The sequence below is a fragment of the Streptomyces varsoviensis genome, from assembly GCF_000718635.1.
GTDB lineage: Bacteria > Actinomycetota > Actinomycetes > Streptomycetales > Streptomycetaceae > Streptomyces > Streptomyces varsoviensis.
Map to the genome: position 1 here is coordinate 223064 of NZ_JOBF01000013.1, position 15700 is coordinate 238763.

Below are 15700 nucleotides of genomic sequence, written 5' to 3' on the forward strand. Positions count from 1 at the left end.
GCCGCGGCCCGGCGGCCGGCAGGCGGGCCACGGCCGTGAGGGCCGCGGTCATGCCGCCCCGGCGCTCAGTTCAGCATCGCCCGCGCCGAGCGCGCCTGCCGCCGTACGGACTCGGCGGCGCTCGGCTCCATGGCGGCGATCACATCCGCGTACTCCTCCATCTCCCGGGCGCCGCCGGTGAAGTCCCCGCGCTGTACGAGCAACTGGGCGTGCTCGTACCGGAGCCGGGCCGGGTGGCTGGGCAGCAGCAGCGTCAGCTCGACGGCCCAGAGCTGCACGTCGCTCCGTTCCGGGCGGGCCGTGGCCCAGGCCCGGATGTTGTTGAGGATGCGCTGCACGATCTCCAGGGGCTCCGCCGGGGAGAGCATGGCGGGGGAGAGGGGCGCGCCCGTCGCGCCCGCGACGAGCAGCCCGGCGTCGTCGTCGGAGAGCGGCCGACCGCCCTCGAACGGGTCGGCCAGCGCGTGCGGCCCGTACGGATCGCCGAATCCGATGACGAAGTGGCCGGGCAGCGCCACCCCGTACACCGGGGCGCCCGCCCGCCGCGCCACCTCCAGCCACACCACGGACAGCAGGATCGGCAGCCCGCGCCGCCTGCGCAGCACCTCGTGCAGGAGCGAGGACTCCAGCCTGCGGTAGTCGGCGGGGCCGCCCTGGAAGCCGTGCCGCTCGCCGAGCAGCTCGGCCAGCGCGCGGGCCCATCTCGACGGCTCCGGCCGCAGCCGGGCGGAGGCCAGCGCGGGCAGCTCCCCGGCCAGCCGGTCCAGTTCGATCTGCGCGGCGTCGATGCCGGACTCGTCCAGCCCGTCATCGGCCTCGGCGGCGAGCAGCAGGCAGAGCAGCGCGAGGTCGGGGCGCTCCTCGCGCGCCGCTTCCGCGAACCGCTGCCGTCGGCCGGTGGTCTCGTACATATGTGCCTCGTACCCACTTGTGGCGGTGGACTCGCACGGCTCCTATACGGGGCCGCGCCAGTGGTCGTAACGGTGGTGGGTGACGAATCCCAGCCGGTCGTAGAGCGCGTGTGCGCCCTCATTCTCCTCCTCGACCTCCAGATACGCCGCCGAGGCGCCCTCGCCCAGCGCCTTGTCCGCGAGCGCCGCCAGCACGAGGGAGGCCAGCCCGCGGCGCCTGCGCCCCGGATCGACCTCGACGGCGGTGAACCCCGCCCAGCGGCCGTCCACGACGCACCGGCCGATCGCGGCGGGCGCCTCGCCGGGCTCGCCCGGGACCGTCGCGAACCAGACGGACGGGCCGCCGCACAGCACCCGGAGCGCCTCGGGGCCGCGCCGTGCCGCCCGCCCGTACCGCCGCAGCCAGTCCTCGCCCGGGGTCCGGGTGAGGGCCACGGGGGAGAGGTCCGCCCCGGTGTCCGCGAGGGGCGCGAGCGCCCCGATCCGTATGAGCGCGGCGACCTCCGCGTGCCAGCCCCGCTCGGCCAGCGCGGCCGTCAGCCGCCGGCCGGCGCCCAACGTGCCCTCGCTGACCTGTATGTACGGGGGCAGCCCGCGCGCCGCGTACCACTGCGTGACATGGCGCAGCGCCGCGTCCAGCGGCACTCCGGGGTCGCCCAGCGGCAGCACCGAGTTGGCGCGCCGGGTGAAGCCCGCCGCCGCGCGGAGCTGCCAGCCGCCGAGCCGCTCGCTCTCCACCGGGGGCCAGCCGCGGGCGGCGACCCGGTCCAGTTCCTCGGCGTTGGTGGCGGGAACGCGGCGCCGGGTGGGGGTGGGCGGGACGACCTTTCCCGCGACCACCGTCGCCTCATCCACAGGGATGGTTTCGCCGGTTCTTCGTGTGATCCGCAGCACACCGTCCGCCCAGGATGTGAGAACGCCAACAGTGTCGGTGAATTTCTCGGCCATCCCGCTGGTGTCGATGACGCGCCGCACCGATACCCTTTTGCCCACATCAGCAGGGGTGATCCGAACCTCGAACCGTCCGCCCGTGGTGAATTCCACAGCACTCTCCACCCCTCTTGTTCGTCTCTTGCCCGGGAACGGAGATACTAGGTGCGGGCATCGACGACGCCGCGCTCCCGCGCGAGATGAGCCCTACCGAGGAGGAACGACAGCGTGACCTACGTCATCGCGCAGCCTTGTGTCGACGTGAAGGACAAGGCGTGCATCGAGGAGTGCCCCGTCGACTGCATCTACGAGGGCTCCCGGTCCTTGTATATCCACCCGGACGAATGCGTCGACTGTGGCGCCTGCGAACCGGTCTGCCCGGTCGAGGCAATCTTCTATGAGGACGACACTCCCGAGGAGTGGAAGGACTACTACAAGGCGAACGTCGAGTTCTTCGACGAGCTCGGCTCGCCCGGTGGTGCCTCGAAGCTCGGCCTGATCGAGCGCGACCACCCCTTCATCGCCGCGCTGGGCCCGCAGAACCAGTAGGCGGGCGCGCAGCGCGCCGCCCCGGTCCCGCACGGCACACCCGCCGCGCGGGACCGAGGCGTTTTTCGAGTACGACGCGACGTGAGGAAAGAGAGCACCGTGGGCGCAGTCTCCGCCCGGCTTCCCACCTTCCCCTGGGACCGGCTCGAACCGTACAAGGCGACGGCCGCCGGCCATGCCGACGGCATCGTCGACCTGTCGGTCGGCACGCCCGTGGACCCCGTTCCCGCGGTGATCCGCCGCGCGCTCGCCGACGCGGCCGACAGCCCCGGCTATCCGACGGTGTGGGGCACGGCCGCGCTGCGCGCCGCGCTGACCGGCTGGTGCGTGGAGCGGCTCGGCGCGCGGGACCTGGCGGACACCAACGTGCTGCCGGTGGTGGGCTCGAAGGAGCTGGTGGCCTGGCTGCCGACGCAGCTCGGGCTGGGCGCCGGCGACAAGGTGGCCTATCCGCGCCTCGCGTACCCCACGTACGAGGTCGGCGCGCGGCTGGCCGGCGCGGAGCCCGTCGTCTACGACGACCCGTGGGAGCTGGACCCGGCGGGCGTCAAGCTGCTCTGGCTCAACTCGCCCTCCAACCCGACCGGCCGGGTGCTGGGCGCCGACGAGCTGCGGCGCGCGGTGGCGTGGGCGCGCGAGCACGGCGTGCTGATCTTCAGCGACGAGTGCTACATCGAGCTGGGCTGGGAGGCCGACCCGGTCTCCGTGCTCCACCCGGACGTCTGCGGCGGCTCGTACGAGGGCATCGTGGCCGTCCACTCGCTCTCCAAGCGCTCCAACCTGGCGGGCTACCGCGCCGCGTTCGCGGCCGGCGACGCGGCCGTGCTCGGGGAGCTGCTGCAGATCCGCAAGCACGGCGGAATGATGGTCTCCGCGCCCGTCCAGGCGGCCACCGTGGCGGCGCTCGCCGACCGCGCGCACGTGGACGAGCAGCGCGCCCGTTACGCGCGCCGACGGACCGTGCTGCGCGCGGCCCTGGAGGGCGCCGGGTTCCGCATCGAGCACAGCGAGGCGTCGCTGTACCTGTGGGCCACGCGGGACGAGCCGTGCTGGGACACGGTCGGCGAGCTGTCGAAGCTCGGCATCCTCGTCGCCCCCGGCGACTTCTACGGGCCCGCCGGTGAGCGCTTCGTACGGGTCGCCCTGACGGCCACGGACGAGCGCGTGGACGCCGCCGTACAGCGCCTGACGCAGTAACCGCCCGCCCGGCCGCTCCCCGGGGCGGCCGGTACGGGCGTACGAGCCGCTACGCGCACAGGTGCCCTCCGGCCTCCGACGGCGAGGCCATTTCGGGTTTTCGGCCGGTACGCGCGCGGGGCGGCCTTTCGCGGCAACGGGGCCTCCCGGGGCGCGCCGCGGTAAACGGCCCTCCCGGGGAGGCCCGTACGCGGCTTCCGGTGCCGGGCGTGCGGAAGGGGCCCGGGGAGCTGATGCTCCTCGGGCCCCTTCGGCTGTGCGGACACGGGGCGCGGACGCGCCCGGCCCCCTGGCGGGTCAGCCCAGCGGCAGGCTCTTGACCGGCAGCGAGCTGGTGGGCAGGCCGCCCTCGGTCGCGCCCTTGGCGGTCTCGCCGAGGAGGCCGCCGGCGTCGCTCGTGGCCTTCTGCGCGACCGGGAGGGCGGTCTTGCCGGCCTTGCCGACGACCTTGCCCGCGGCCGGTACGGCCTTCTTCACGGCCTTGCTGCCGGCGTCGCCCGCCACGTTGGAAGCCTTCTGCGAGGCCCCGTCCACCGCGTTGCCGAGGCTGGTGCCGTCGACGGTGGACAGCCCGCCCAGGACCGGGGTGCTCGGCTGGGCCGCCGCCGCGCTCGCGGCACCGGCCGCGCCGATCACGGGAGCTGCCGCCGCGACCAGAAGCGCGGCCCGGGCGATCCGACGCGTGAGGGGGAGAGACATGTTGCTCCTTTGACGGGAGAGGTAAGGACGCTTGCTGTCCGGCGATCGGACGCAGTGACTACCGCGTGAGCCCCCGGAAGGTTGCGGTGGGCCAAGGTAAAGAATGAGCAATGCGTCGCATTATCGGCTCTGCCGAAAACCGGGCGAAAACGGTGGCCCAGGAATGGCAGCGGAAACGTCACATCCCTTGATTCGCAAGGGAGTTGACTCGATTGAGCGGCTGTCACCGCGACGGGTTGCGCACCTCATTCGGCGGCGCCGCGCATGCCGCCTTCGAGGGAACCGGCGCACTATTGCGCGGTGGTGATTCGTACATCCGTGGCGGGCGCGTCGGCGGACTTCCGCCAGCCGTCGCCGGAATGCTCCGACGTCCACCGCCGGCCGTCGAAGGAGACGCTCCGGATGCGCAACGACTCCGCGTGCGCCACCGCCCACCGCGCCAACTCCCAGCCGCGCCGCCGCGGTCCGTCGAACCCGCCGCTCCCCTTCACCGGCACCGTGACCGTGTGCGCGTCCGGGCCGGACCCGGACCCCTCGACCGGCCGCAGCGCCATGCCGAAGTCGGTGCGCAGCTCGGTCCGTACCGCCGATGCCGAGCCCGGCTCGCCGTCGGACGGGCTGATCGTGCACGTGAACGACGCGGCCGGCCGGCCGGTGAGCGCCGAGGCGAGCAGCCCGGCATCCGCCGCGTGCTTCGCGTACGCGTCCGGGAAGGCGCTGTGCTGCACCCGCTGAGCCGCCACGGTCACCGGCAGCCGCTCGTACCCCGCCACCTCGACCAGGTGGTCGTAGAACTTCCCGGCCGAGTACACCGGGTCGATGATCTCCCGCGCCGTACCCCAGCCCTGGGAGGGCCGTTGCTGGAAGAGGCCGAGCGAATCCCGGTCCCCGTGCTTGATGTTGCGCAGCCCCGACTCCTGCATGGCGGTGGCCAGCGCGATGGTCACCGCGCGCTCCGGCATCCGCCGCGCGGAGCCGACGGCCTCGATGGTCGCCGCGTTCACGGCCTGCTCCGGGTCGAGCGAGAACTCCTTGCCGCCGGCCGTCGCGGTGCAGCGCGGCGCCTCCGGACCGGCCGTCATGAAGTGGGCGATCAGATAGCCGATCAGCGCCAGCAGCACGGCGCAGGCGGCCGCGATACGCAGCAGACGGCCCCGCGGTGCGGGAGAGGTGCGGGACATGGCGCATACGGTACTGGAGAGACATAAGAATCTTCCGCGCTGAATAAGTCCATATATTCAGACTTGAGGCATGCTTGGATCGGTCTTGGCGCGGCCCTGGGGCGGCCCTGGGGGAAGCTTCGGGGCCCGGTTAGAGTCGCCGCTATGGATCACGTACTGGACCTGTCCCTGGACGCCGCGGCGCTCACCGCGCAGCTCGTCGACATCCCCTCCGTGAGCGGGGACGAGACGGCGCTCGCCGACGCCGTGGAGCGCGCGCTGCGCGCCCTGCCGCATCTGAGCGTCGAGCGCGACGGCGACGCGATCGTGGCCCGTACGGACCTGGGGCGGGCCGAGCGGGTCCTGCTGGCCGGACACATCGACACCGTGCCCATCGCAGACAACGTGCCCTCGCGGCTCGACGCCGACGGCGTGCTGTGGGGCTGCGGCACCTCCGACATGAAGTCCGGCGTCGCCGTGCAACTGCGCGTCGCCGCCACCGTGCCGGCCCCCAACCGCGACGTGACCTTCGTCTTCTACGACCACGAGGAGGTCGACGCGGAGCTGAGCGGGCTGAAGCGGCTCGGCGACCACCACCCCGAGTGGCTGGCCGGCGACTTCGCGGTGCTGTTGGAGCCCACCGACGGCCTGGTCGAGGGCGGCTGCAAGGGCACCCTGCGGGTCCGCGTCGAGACGACCGGCAAGCGCGCCCACTCCGCGCGCGACTGGCTCGGTGACAACGCCATCCACAAGGCCGCGCCGATCCTCGACCGGCTCGCCGCGTACGAGGCGCGGCACGCGGAGATCGACGGGCTGCTCTACCGCGAGTGCCTCAACGCCGTCATGATCGAGGGCGGCAACGCGGGCAACGTCATCCCCGACGCCTGCGCCGTGATCGTCAACTTCCGGTTCGCGCCCGACCGCGACGAGGCCGCGGCACTCGCGCACGTACGGGAGGTCTTCGACGGCTTCGACGTCGTCCTGACGGACAGCGCCCCCGGCGCGCTGCCGGGGCTCGCACACCCGGCCGCGGCGGCGTTCGTCGAGGCGGTCGGCGCCGAGGTCGCCGCCAAGGACGGCTGGACCGACGTCGCGCGCTTCTCGGCGTTCGGCGTGCCCGCCGTGAACTACGGCCCGGGCGACCCGAAGCTGGCGCACACCCGTGAGGAGCATGTCGCGACGGCGGCCGTACTGGAGGCGGAAGAGCGCCTGCGCGCCTGGCTGACTCGTTGAAGTGTCCGTGCGCGAAACCCCGGTGGGCCTACCCTGAACTGCAAAGATCCGCAGCAGAGGGAGCACAGTATGGGGAACCCCGAAGGGGCGCGCGCACAGCACGAACAGCGCCGGGGACCGGTGGTGCGCCGAAAGGAACAGATGCAGCCGGGGACCACCGACCAGCACCTGCTGGACACCCATGGAGCGACGGACTGGGTGCACGAGGACCCGTTCCGGGTCATGCGCATCCAGTCCGAGTTCGTCGAGGGCTTCGGCGCGCTCGCCGAACTCCCGCCCGCCATCAGCGTCTTCGGCTCGGCCCGTACGCCCAAGGACTCGGCGGAGTACGAGGCCGGGGTGCGGATCGGGCGCGGGCTGGCCGAGGCCGGCTTCGCGGTGATCACCGGCGGCGGTCCGGGCGCGATGGAGGCGGCGAACAGGGGGGCGACGGAGGCCGGGGGCGTCTCCGTGGGCCTGGGCATCGAGCTGCCCTTCGAGCAGGGGCTCAACCCGTACGTCAATATCGGGGTCGACTTCCGGTACTTCTTTGTCCGAAAAACGATGTTTGTGAAGTATGCGAGCGGGTTCGTCGTGCTGCCCGGCGGACTGGGCACCCTGGACGAGCTGTTCGAGGCGCTCACCCTCGTCCAGACGAAGAAGGTCACCCGCTTCCCGATCGTGCTCTTCGGCACGGAGTACTGGCGGGGCCTGGTCGACTGGGTCACGCACACGCTGATCGCCCAGGGCAAGGCCGCGGAGCGGGACCTGGAGCTCTTCCACATCACGGACGACATCGACGAGGCCATCGCCCTGGTCACGAAGGAAGCGGGGGCCTGACCCCGGCGGGCCGGGCCCGAGGGAGGCGGCCTGGGCGAGGCCGCCCCGGGGTTGGCCTAGGCGAGGCCCCGGCGGGCCACCGCCGGGGCCCGGTGGCCCGCGATGGACGCCACCATGTCCAGCACCTGCCGGGTCTCGGCGACCTCGTGCACGCGGTACACCTGAGCGCCGAGCCAGGCCGAGACCGCCGTCGTCGCGAGCGTTCCGATCAGCCGCTCCTTGACCGGCCGGTCGAGCGTCTCGCCGACGAAGTCCTTGTTCGACAGCGATACGAGCACGGGCCAGCCCGTCTCCGCCATCTCCCCGAGCCGCCTGGTCGCCTCCAGCGAGTGCCGGGTGTTCTTCTCGAAGTCGTGGCCCGGATCGATCATGATCCCGTCGCGCCGCACGCCCAGTTCCACGGCGCGCTCGGCCAGCCCCAGCGTCACCCGCAGGATGTCCGCCATCACGTCCTCGTACGCGATCCGGTGCGGCCGGGTCCGGGGCTCGGCCCCGCCCGCGTGCGTGCACACCAGCCCCGCCCCGTACCGGGCCGCGACCTCCGCCAGCTTCGGATCCACCCCGCCCCACGCGTCGTTGAGCAGATCCGCCCCCGCCTCGCAGACCGCCTCGCCGACCTCGTGCCGCCAGGTGTCGACGCTGATCACCACGTCTGGATGGAGCTTGCGCACCTCGGCCACGAACCCCACCGTGCGCCGCACCTCCTCCGCGGCGTCCACCTCGGCGCCGGGGCCCGCCTTGACCCCGCCGATGTCGATGATGGCGGCGCCCTCCGCCACCGCCCGCTCGACGCGCTCCAGCGCCGGGGCGTCGCTGAAGGTGGCCCCCTGGTCGTAGAAGGAATCGGGCGTCCGGTTCACGATCGCCATGATCACGGGCTCGTGTCCGCCGAACTCGCGCCGTCCCAGCCGCAGCATTCCGTCACTCCTTCTCACGTGGTCCGGCAGCGACCTTAACCCTCCCGACCACGCCTCTCCCGGCCCGGCGGGGCCGCGATGCCGCGCGTGAGGGACCGTTGTCAGTGCGGCATGGCACGATCGTGACCGACGGATGACGCATGCCGGACCGGCCGACGGGGGCGCCGGCCGGCGGGTTACGGGCGCACTGCGGGGAGATGGTCGTGTTCTGGTTCTTTCTCATCGCGCTGGTCGTGGTGGTGGGCGCGGTCACGCTCGCCGTCGCGGGCGGCGACGGCGGCGGCCCTGTGCTGAGCGAGGCCGAGCCCGACCAGGTCGCCGATCCGCTGCCGGAGGACCGGCCGCTGCACCGCGCCGACGTCGAGTCGCTGCGGCTGCCGGTCGGCCTCCGCGGCTACCGCATGGCGGAGGTCGACGACGCCCTCGACCGGCTGGCGGCCGAGCTGACCGAGCGCGACTCGCGGATCGCCGAGCTGGAGGCCGCCCTCGCGGGCGCCCAGGCCGCCGCGGTCGGCGGCCCGGAGCTGCTGAAGGGCGAGCGGCCCGCCCCGGCCGAGCCCGACCGGCCGGACGAACCGGGCGCGCAGGGCGCGCAGGGCGCTCCTGGAGATCCGTCATGAGCGGCGTGGCGTTCGGCCCGGACGGCGTGGCGCGCTGCCCCTGGGGGATGGAGTCGGAGTCGATGGCCGACTACCGCGCGTACCACGACACGGAGTGGGGCCGCCCGGTGCGCGGGGACGACGCGCTGTACGAGCGGATGTGCCTGGAGGCGTTCCAGTCCGGGCTGTCGTGGATCACGATCCTGCGCCGCCGGGAGGGGTTCCGGGCCGCGTTCGCGGACTTCCGGATCGAGAAGGTCGCGGCCTTCACGGACGCGGACGCCGAACGGCTGCTCGCCGACCCCGGCATCATCCGCAACCGCGCCAAGATCGCCGCCGCGATCGACAACGCCAAGGTCGCCGCGGAGCTGCCGGCCGGCGAGCTGACCGAGCTGATCTGGTCGTACGCGCCCGAGCGGGCCGGCCGCCCGGCCCCGCGCACCGTCGCCGACGTGCCGCCGCTCACCCCCGAGTCGACGGCGCTGGCCAAGGACCTCAAGAAGCGCGGCTTCCGCTTCATCGGCCCCACCACCGCGTACGCCCTCATGCAGGCGTGCGGCCTCGTCAACGACCACCTGGCGGCCTGCCATGTGCGCGAGGCGGTGGAGAGAGCGTAGGGCTGCCCCTCCCGGGGTGGGGGCCGGCCTCAGCGGCCCAGGTACTTCGGCTTCTCCTTCTTCACGAAGGCCGCGACCGCGATGTGGTGGTCCTCCGAGGCCCCCGCGCGCGTCTGGAGCTCGTCCTCCTTCTCCAGCGTCTCGGCGAGGCCGTGGCCCCCGGCGTAGGCCAGCGATTCCTTGATCGCCGCATAGGCGGCCGTGGGGCCCTCGGCGAGCCGGCGCGCCACGGCCTCGGCCTCGGCGGCCAACTCGGCGGCCGGGACGATCTTGTTGGCGATCCCCAGCTCGTACGCCTCCTCGGCGCCCACACTGCGCGGGAAGAGCAGCAGATCGGCGGCGCGGCCATGGCCCACGAGGCGCGGCAGCGTCCAGGAGACGCCCGAGTCGGCGGTGAGCGCGACCCCCGCGAAGGAGGTGTTGAAGGAGGCGGTGTCCGCGACCACCCGGTAGTCGGCCGCGAACGCGAAGCCCGCACCGGCCCCCGCCGCGACCCCGTTGACCCCGGCCACGACCGGCTTCGGCATCTCGGCGAGCGCGGTGACGATGGGGTTGTAGTGCTCACGCACCGTGCTCATCGTGCGGCTCTCGCCCCGCTCGCTGTCCTCGCCGAGCAGGGCGATGTGCTCCTTGAGGTCCTGGCCCACGCAGAAGGCGCGGCCGGTGGCGGTCAGCAGCACGGCCCGGACCGCCGGGTCCGCCGCGGCCTGCCGCAGGCTGTCGCGGAGCGCGACCTTCGCCTCCGTGTTCAGCGCGTTCATCGCGTCGGGGCGGTTCAAGGTGATCGTCGCGAGTCCGTCGGTCACCTCGTAGAGCACGGTGTCGGCCATGGTGCATCCCTTCCCTCGGGGCTCGGTACGCGCCGCCGCGGCCCGCGAGGGCGGCGCGCAGCGCTCAGCATGCCGGAGATCGCCGGGCGTTGACATGTGACCTGCGTCAAAGAATCGGACCGGGGTACGCATGCGATGGCGGCGCAGTATCGCAGGCCGATCGCCGAATTGGGTGGTTTTGCGCGAGCGCGTTGCACAAGGGATGCCGACCGATGTTGGTCATCGGGTCGTTCGATGCGGGATAATGGCCTTGAAGCAATGTGTTCGATGCCGGTGACACCTGGGTTGTCGGCTGCGATGAGCTGGTTTCAGGAAGGGGAACGAGCATGGCGGCCATGAAGCCGCGGACGGGCGACGGCCCGCTCGAGGTGACCAAGGAGGGGCGGGGCATCGTCATGCGCGTTCCGCTCGAAGGCGGCGGTCGGCTTGTCGTCGAGCTGACACCGGACGAGGCGGACGCCCTCGGGGATGCCCTGAAGAAGGTCGTCGGCTGACACATTTGGCCCGCGTTTTTCTGCGCCGCCCTGCCGTTCGGTGTGTACCGAGCGGTGGGGCGGCGGCATTTCCGCCGCTATTCAGCCGCTCTCGGCGGCGCGCCTCTCACGGGATTGTCCGAATTCCCGCGGCCGGTCCATGGACGGTTCCGGGACCGTCCTACGGCCGATTCGGCGGCCGTTCCCGCGACCGGTTCCGATGCCGCCCCGGCCCTGACCGCTGACCGGGCCGGGCCGTCTTCCGCGGGAGTCTCCGCACGGCCCGTCGAGGAGCCTCAGGCGCGCTTGACCGCGCACAGCAGGCCGTCGCCCACCGGCAGCAGCGAGGGCAGCAGCGCCGTCGACTCGCGTACGGCCCGCAGCAGTTCCCGCAGCCGCTGCACCTCGGCCGGCTGGGCCGCGGAGTCCACGGTGCGGCCGTCGGCGAACACGCCCTCGAAACAGACCAGTCCGCCAGGTCTGAGCAGCCGCAACGATTCGGCGAGGTAGTCGAGGCACTCCAGCCGGTCACCGTCGCAGAAGACCAGGTCGTAACCGCCGTCCGCGAGCCGGGGCAGGACCTCCAGGGCGCGGCCGGGGATGAACCGGGCCCGGTTTCCCGCGAACCCGGCGGCGCGGAACGCCTCACGGGCGAACTGCTGCCGCTCCGGCTCGCTGTCGACGGTCGTCAGCACGCCGTCCGGGCGCATGCCGTGCAGCAGGTGGATGCCGGAGACACCGGTGCCGGTGCCGATCTCGGCGACGGCCTTGGCGTCCACCGTGGCGGCGAGCAGGCGCAGCGCGGCGCCGGTGCCGGACGACACCGAGTGGAGACCTGCCTCACGAGCCCGGTCACGGGCCCAGCGCAACACCTCGTCCTCGGCGACGAACGCATCCGCGAATGCCCAGCTCGTCTGCCGGTTGCCGGTAATGGCCCTCTCCTCTGTCCCCGTAGTCCACGCAACCGTGACTGTATCCGCTGCCCACGGGAACCCGCAGATGGGACCGGGCGTTGGTAAGGGGTGGGGGAAGCCGATGAAGCTGGACCAAATGCAGGTCAAAAATGCTTATCCGGAGCTAACGGGCGAGGTGGATATGGTAGGGGCTCTACTGGACACCACCAGAGCCGATAGGGGAGGTGCGGCTTCGGCCGGCGACCGCAGGGGAGTGCTCAGGCGCTTCCGGAAGTCTTCCGGCGAGCCGAAATCCGTGACCAACACCGCTGACCGTTCCCGCGCCGCAAACTCCGCAGCCACCGCGACTTTCGCCACCGATGCGGACGCGCCGGCGTGGACCCCTCCCACATGGGAGGAGATCGTCAGCACGCACAGCGCACGGGTCTATCGCCTCGCCTATCGACTCACGGGCAACCAGCACGATGCCGAGGATCTCACCCAGGAGGTCTTCGTCCGCGTCTTCCGCTCGCTGTCCACGTACACCCCGGGCACGTTCGAGGGCTGGCTGCACCGCATCACCACCAACCTGTTCCTCGACATGGTCCGCCGCCGTCAGCGCATCCGCTTCGACGCGCTCGGCGACGACGCGGCGGAGCGGCTCCCCAGCCGCGAGCCCTCTCCCCAGCAGCACTTCAACGACACCCACTTCGACGCCGACGTCCAGCAGGCGCTGGACACCCTCGCGCCGGAGTTCCGCGCGGCCGTCGTGCTGTGCGACATCGAAGGTCTGTCGTACGAGGAGATCGCCGCCACCCTCGGCGTGAAGCTCGGTACGGTGCGCAGCCGCATCCACCGCGGCCGCTCGCACCTGCGCAAGGCCCTCCAGCACCGCTCGCCCGCCGCTCGGGCCGAGCAGCGTACCGTCGCGACCGTGGCTCCGCTGAGTGGGGAGGTAGGAATCGCGTGACCGGATCAGGCGGTCAGTCCCCCGCCGAGCAACATCTCGGCGACCGCCTCGCGGCCCTGGTCGACGGGGAGTTGGGGCACGATTCTCGGGAGCGGGTGCTCGCGCACCTCGCCACGTGCGGAAAGTGCAAGGCCGAAGCCGACGCCCAGCGCCGGCTCAAGAGCGTGTTCGCCGAGACGGCGCCCCCGCCGCCCTCGGAAGGGTTTCTCGCGCGGCTCCACAGCCTGCCCGGCGGGGGGCCCGGAGACGACAGGGGCGAGCCGCCGTTCGGCGGCCCGGGAAGAGACGGCGCGCTCGGCGCGATGGGCGAGACGCTGACGCTGCTGCCGGGGATCGCCCCGCAGCCTCGTGAGCGCGGCTTCCGCATCCACGAGGTGGAGCGGCCGGGCCCGCGCGGCCGGCGCTTCGCCTTCGCCGCGGCCGGCGCCGTCTCGCTCGCCGCGTTCGCGCTCGGCGGCGCGCTGCCGCTGGAAGCGGCCATGGGCTCCCCGAGTGCCCGGTCGGACGCGCCGGGGACCACGTCGTTCGGGACGCTCAACACCGACGGCACGCGCCGGGACATCGGGCTCGCGGCGGCTTCGCGGGACCGCTCCGCCGTGTTCAGCACGCCGGGGGAGCGGCCCGGATCGGGGTTCCCGACGGCGACGACGCACGCGCGGCCGCCGATGGGTCCGTTCGTGGCGGGACCGCGCCCCGGAAGCACCGTTCCGCCGCTCGTACGGCCCGCCATGACGGTCGGCGAGCCGGTGCCGGGCCCGGCCGACGTCCCCGCCCCCGCCCAGGCCCCGCCCGCCCCGCCGCCGCCCGACGCCGCCACCCGGCTCGTCACCGCCAACGCCGCCTCCGCGCTCACCTCGCACCGCTGACGGCCCCCTGCGCGAACCCGCGCCGACCTGGTTGAATCTCCAGGTGGGCCATGCGACCGACCGACAGGCCCGCGCCGGGTCGCAGGCGAACTGTGGGGAGATCATGGACGACGCAAAGGCCCCTGGGCCCAAGCCCAAATGGTGGAGCCGCCCGCAGCCGGCCCCGAGCGCCATGAGCGCCGAGGGTGCTGTGGATGCCTCGGAGACGCCGGCCGGCGAGACACCGACTCCGCCGCCCGCCGACACGCCTGCCGGCGCACCCTTCGCCGCCGAGCCGCCCGCCGACGCGGCGGCAGCCCCTGGGGCGCCCGCAGCGCCGTCGGCCTCGGACCGACCGGAGGCGGGGTGGCCGCCTCCGGAAGCGGACGGCCGTGTGCCGGGCTCGGCTCGGCCGGAGCCGGGGGTTCCGGCTGCCCCCGTGCCGTCGGTCGAGCAGCCCGCCGGGGAGCCTCCGATCGACCGGCCCACGGTGGGTCTCGCGGCCGCGGGGCAGGGGGTTCCCGGGAAGCCTCTGCATGATCCTGATCCCTATGGGACGCCTCCGTATGGCGGGCCCGGGCCGTGGGCGCCCGCGCCGCCTGTGCAGCGGCCGATGGCGGCTCCGGGGGACGGCGGGTATGGGCAGCCCGGTCCGTACGGTCAGCAGGGCCCGCACGGCAGTGGGTACGGCGGGGCGTACGGGCCCCCTGTGACGCCGCCTCCGCCGCAGGCGCAGTGGCAGGGGTACGACCCCTGGGGCGAGCCGCGTCCCGAGCCCGTTGAAGGCAAGCCGTGGGGGCGGGGGCGGCTGACGGCCGCGATTCTCGTCGTGGCGCTGGTGGCCGGCGGCATCGGCGGTGGCATCGGCTCGTACCTGGAGCGGAACGGCAACGTCACCGACGTGAGCCTCCCGCAGGCATCGGCCGAGCAGACCAGCCGGGCCCCCGGCACGACGGCGAGCATCGCCTCCGCCGTGCTGCCCGGCGTCGTGACGATCCATGTGCGCGGCGCCAGCGAGCAGGGCACCGGCACCGGCTTCGTGCTGGACAAGCGCGGTCACATCCTCACCAACAACCACGTCGTGGAGCCGGCCGGCGACGACGGCGAGATATCGGTGACGTTCAGCGGCGGCCGGACCACGAAGGCCACCATCGTCGGCCGGGACAGCGGCTACGACCTGGCGGTCATCAAGGTCGACAAGGTCACCGGCCTGAAGCCGCTGGCCCTGGGCAACTCGGACTCGGCGCGGGTCGGCGACCCGGTGGTCGCCGTCGGCGCGCCGTACGACCTGGCGGGCACGGTGACCTCGGGGATCATCAGCGCCAAGGAGCGGCCGATAACGGCAGGCGGCGAGAAGCAGGACGGCAGCGACATCAGCTATGTCGACGCGCTCCAGACCGACGCGCCGATCAACCCCGGCAACTCCGGCGGCCCCCTGGTGGACGCGAAAGCCCGCGTCATCGGGATCAACAGCGCCATCCGCTCGGTGAGCGACGGCTCCGGCCTCGGCGGCGGCAGCGGCCAGGGCGGCTCCATCGGGCTGGGCTTCGCCATCCCGATCAACCAGGCCCGGCGGGTGGCCGAGGAGCTGATCAATACGGGCAAGGCCACCCACCCCGTGATCGGCGTCACCCTCGACATGGCCTACTCCGGCGAGGGCGCCCGGGTGCACACCAAGGGCGTGAAGGGCCCGGCGGTCACCCCGGACGGCCCCGGCGACAAGGCGGGCCTCAAGCCGGGGGACGTGATCACGGAGGTGGACGGCGCGCCCGTGCGCAGCGGCCAGGAGCTGATCGTCAAGATCCGCAGCCACCGGCCGGGGGACGCGCTGGGCCTCACCGTCGAGCACGACGGCCACACGCGCACCGCGCGCCTCACGCTCGGCTCCGCCAGTGGGGACTGACGGCCCGGCCCCGTCGGCCGGCCGCTGTCCGCACGGCGCGTCGCGCCGGAGCTTTGGCCTGATGTTGGTCCGGGCGTCTCCCGTGCGGCACGTGCGGCCAGGTACCGTGATAGGCGGCCTGGCCCGTCGGCCACAGACGTATCAAGGAGCTGCAA

General features: G+C 73.1%; 16 protein-coding genes and 1 pseudogene. 10 read left to right on the forward strand and 7 right to left on the reverse strand.

Annotated features, from left to right (window positions below):
• Positions 1 to 65: 65 nt before the first annotated feature.
• Entirely contained in the window at positions 66 to 911 is an 846-nt protein-coding gene (locus IF55_RS19600) for a transglutaminase-like and tetratricopeptide repeat-containing protein (RefSeq protein ID WP_030878328.1), read from the reverse strand.
• A 42-nt stretch (positions 912 to 953) separates the two neighbouring features.
• Positions 954 to 1955, reverse strand: a complete 1002-nt coding sequence (locus tag IF55_RS19605; protein WP_078644731.1) for a GNAT family N-acetyltransferase — start codon at positions 1953 to 1955, stop codon at positions 954 to 956.
• 114 nt (positions 1956 to 2069) lie between these two features.
• Here IF55_RS19605 and fdxA point away from each other — a divergent pair, with 114 nt between their 5' ends.
• Both fdxA and dapC read left to right on the forward strand, forming a co-directional pair.
• Positions 2070 to 2390, forward strand: coding sequence for a ferredoxin (fdxA, locus tag IF55_RS19610; RefSeq protein WP_030878332.1), 321 nt, complete (start codon positions 2070 to 2072; stop codon positions 2388 to 2390).
• Positions 2391 to 2489: 99 nt separating this feature from the next.
• Entirely contained in the window at positions 2490 to 3587 is a 1098-nt protein-coding gene (gene dapC / locus IF55_RS19615; protein ID WP_030878333.1) for a succinyldiaminopimelate transaminase, read from the forward strand.
• A 297-nt stretch (positions 3588 to 3884) separates the two neighbouring features.
• Here dapC and IF55_RS19620 read toward each other — a convergent pair whose 3' ends face one another.
• On the reverse strand, positions 3885 to 4286 hold the full coding sequence (locus IF55_RS19620) for a hypothetical protein (protein ID WP_030878334.1): 402 nt from the start codon (positions 4284 to 4286) through the stop codon (positions 3885 to 3887).
• A gap of 290 nt (positions 4287 to 4576) precedes the next feature.
• Positions 4577 to 5467 (reverse strand): VldE C-terminal domain-containing protein, encoded by an 891-nt coding sequence (locus tag IF55_RS19625; protein ID WP_030878336.1) that lies wholly within the window; start codon positions 5465 to 5467, stop codon positions 4577 to 4579.
• Positions 5468 to 5611: 144 nt separating this feature from the next.
• Between IF55_RS19625 and dapE the strand changes: the two genes are divergently transcribed.
• The gene (gene dapE, locus IF55_RS19630; protein ID WP_030878339.1) at positions 5612 to 6679 is read left to right on the forward strand and encodes a succinyl-diaminopimelate desuccinylase; all 1068 of its coding nucleotides are present in this window, start codon (positions 5612 to 5614) and stop codon (positions 6677 to 6679) included.
• A 69-nt stretch (positions 6680 to 6748) separates the two neighbouring features.
• On the forward strand, positions 6749 to 7498 hold the full coding sequence (locus tag IF55_RS19635; protein ID WP_030878343.1) for an LOG family protein: 750 nt from the start codon (positions 6749 to 6751) through the stop codon (positions 7496 to 7498).
• A gap of 56 nt (positions 7499 to 7554) precedes the next feature.
• Here IF55_RS19635 and folP read toward each other — a convergent pair whose 3' ends face one another.
• The gene (gene folP, locus IF55_RS19640) at positions 7555 to 8415 is read right to left on the reverse strand and encodes a dihydropteroate synthase (protein ID WP_030878346.1); all 861 of its coding nucleotides are present in this window, start codon (positions 8413 to 8415) and stop codon (positions 7555 to 7557) included.
• A gap of 203 nt (positions 8416 to 8618) precedes the next feature.
• Here folP and IF55_RS19645 point away from each other — a divergent pair, with 203 nt between their 5' ends.
• Both IF55_RS19645 and IF55_RS19650 read left to right on the forward strand, forming a co-directional pair.
• The gene (locus tag IF55_RS19645) at positions 8619 to 9035 is read left to right on the forward strand and encodes a DivIVA domain-containing protein (RefSeq protein ID WP_037963614.1); all 417 of its coding nucleotides are present in this window, start codon (positions 8619 to 8621) and stop codon (positions 9033 to 9035) included.
• Positions 9032 to 9631 (forward strand): DNA-3-methyladenine glycosylase I, encoded by a 600-nt coding sequence (locus IF55_RS19650; protein ID WP_030878350.1) that lies wholly within the window; start codon positions 9032 to 9034, stop codon positions 9629 to 9631. The genes IF55_RS19645 and IF55_RS19650 overlap by 4 nt, the downstream gene beginning before the upstream one ends.
• Positions 9632 to 9660: 29 nt before the next feature.
• On the opposite strand, the gene chcB is transcribed toward IF55_RS19650, so the two are convergent.
• Entirely contained in the window at positions 9661 to 10461 is an 801-nt protein-coding gene (gene chcB, locus IF55_RS19655) for a 2-cyclohexenylcarbonyl CoA isomerase (RefSeq protein ID WP_030878353.1), read from the reverse strand.
• A 326-nt stretch (positions 10462 to 10787) separates the two neighbouring features.
• Here chcB and IF55_RS37370 point away from each other — a divergent pair, with 326 nt between their 5' ends.
• Positions 10788 to 10955, forward strand: coding sequence for a DUF3117 domain-containing protein (locus IF55_RS37370; protein WP_003966491.1), 168 nt, complete (start codon positions 10788 to 10790; stop codon positions 10953 to 10955).
• A gap of 275 nt (positions 10956 to 11230) precedes the next feature.
• Here IF55_RS37370 and IF55_RS19660 read toward each other — a convergent pair.
• A pseudogene (locus IF55_RS19660) lies at positions 11231 to 11898 on the reverse strand (O-methyltransferase).
• Between the two features lie 131 nt (positions 11899 to 12029).
• Between IF55_RS19660 and sigE the strand changes: the two are divergent.
• The 3 genes from sigE (at position 12030) to IF55_RS19675 (ending at position 15545) form a co-directional block, all read left to right on the forward strand.
• On the forward strand, positions 12030 to 12797 hold the full coding sequence (sigE, locus tag IF55_RS19665; RefSeq protein ID WP_078644734.1) for an RNA polymerase sigma factor SigE: 768 nt from the start codon (positions 12030 to 12032) through the stop codon (positions 12795 to 12797).
• Positions 12794 to 13663: a zf-HC2 domain-containing protein gene (locus IF55_RS36045; RefSeq protein ID WP_078644737.1), complete on the forward strand. Its 870-nt coding sequence runs from the start codon at positions 12794 to 12796 to the stop codon at positions 13661 to 13663. The genes sigE and IF55_RS36045 overlap by 4 nt, the downstream gene beginning before the upstream one ends.
• A 103-nt stretch (positions 13664 to 13766) precedes the next feature.
• A complete protein-coding gene (locus IF55_RS19675) occupies positions 13767 to 15545 on the forward strand; it encodes a S1C family serine protease (protein WP_030878364.1) in 1779 nt (592 codons plus the stop codon).
• Positions 15546 to 15700: the final 155 nt, after the last annotated feature.

What these genes read in the sequence shown, in the direction of transcription:
- IF55_RS19600 (WP_030878328.1), bottom strand. Translation starts at nt 911, where the DNA reads ATGTACGAGACCACCGGCCGACGGCAGCGGTTCGCGGAAGCGGCGCGC.
- IF55_RS19620 (WP_030878334.1), bottom strand. Translation starts at nt 4,286, where the DNA reads ATGTCTCTCCCCCTCACGCGTCGGATCGCCCGGGCCGCGCTTCTGGTC.
- IF55_RS19625 (WP_030878336.1), bottom strand. Translation starts at nt 5,467, where the DNA reads ATGTCCCGCACCTCTCCCGCACCGCGGGGCCGTCTGCTGCGTATCGCG.
- dapE (WP_030878339.1), top strand. Translation starts at nt 5,612, where the DNA reads ATGGATCACGTACTGGACCTGTCCCTGGACGCCGCGGCGCTCACCGCG.
- IF55_RS19635 (WP_030878343.1), top strand. Translation starts at nt 6,749, where the DNA reads ATGGGGAACCCCGAAGGGGCGCGCGCACAGCACGAACAGCGCCGGGGA.
- folP (WP_030878346.1), bottom strand. Translation starts at nt 8,415, where the DNA reads ATGCTGCGGCTGGGACGGCGCGAGTTCGGCGGACACGAGCCCGTGATC.
- IF55_RS19650 (WP_030878350.1), top strand. Translation starts at nt 9,032, where the DNA reads ATGAGCGGCGTGGCGTTCGGCCCGGACGGCGTGGCGCGCTGCCCCTGG.
- chcB (WP_030878353.1), bottom strand. Translation starts at nt 10,461, where the DNA reads ATGGCCGACACCGTGCTCTACGAGGTGACCGACGGACTCGCGACGATC.
- IF55_RS37370 (WP_003966491.1), top strand. Translation starts at nt 10,788, where the DNA reads ATGGCGGCCATGAAGCCGCGGACGGGCGACGGCCCGCTCGAGGTGACC.
- sigE (WP_078644734.1), top strand. Translation starts at nt 12,030, where the DNA reads ATGGTAGGGGCTCTACTGGACACCACCAGAGCCGATAGGGGAGGTGCG.
- IF55_RS19675 (WP_030878364.1), top strand. Translation starts at nt 13,767, where the DNA reads ATGGACGACGCAAAGGCCCCTGGGCCCAAGCCCAAATGGTGGAGCCGC.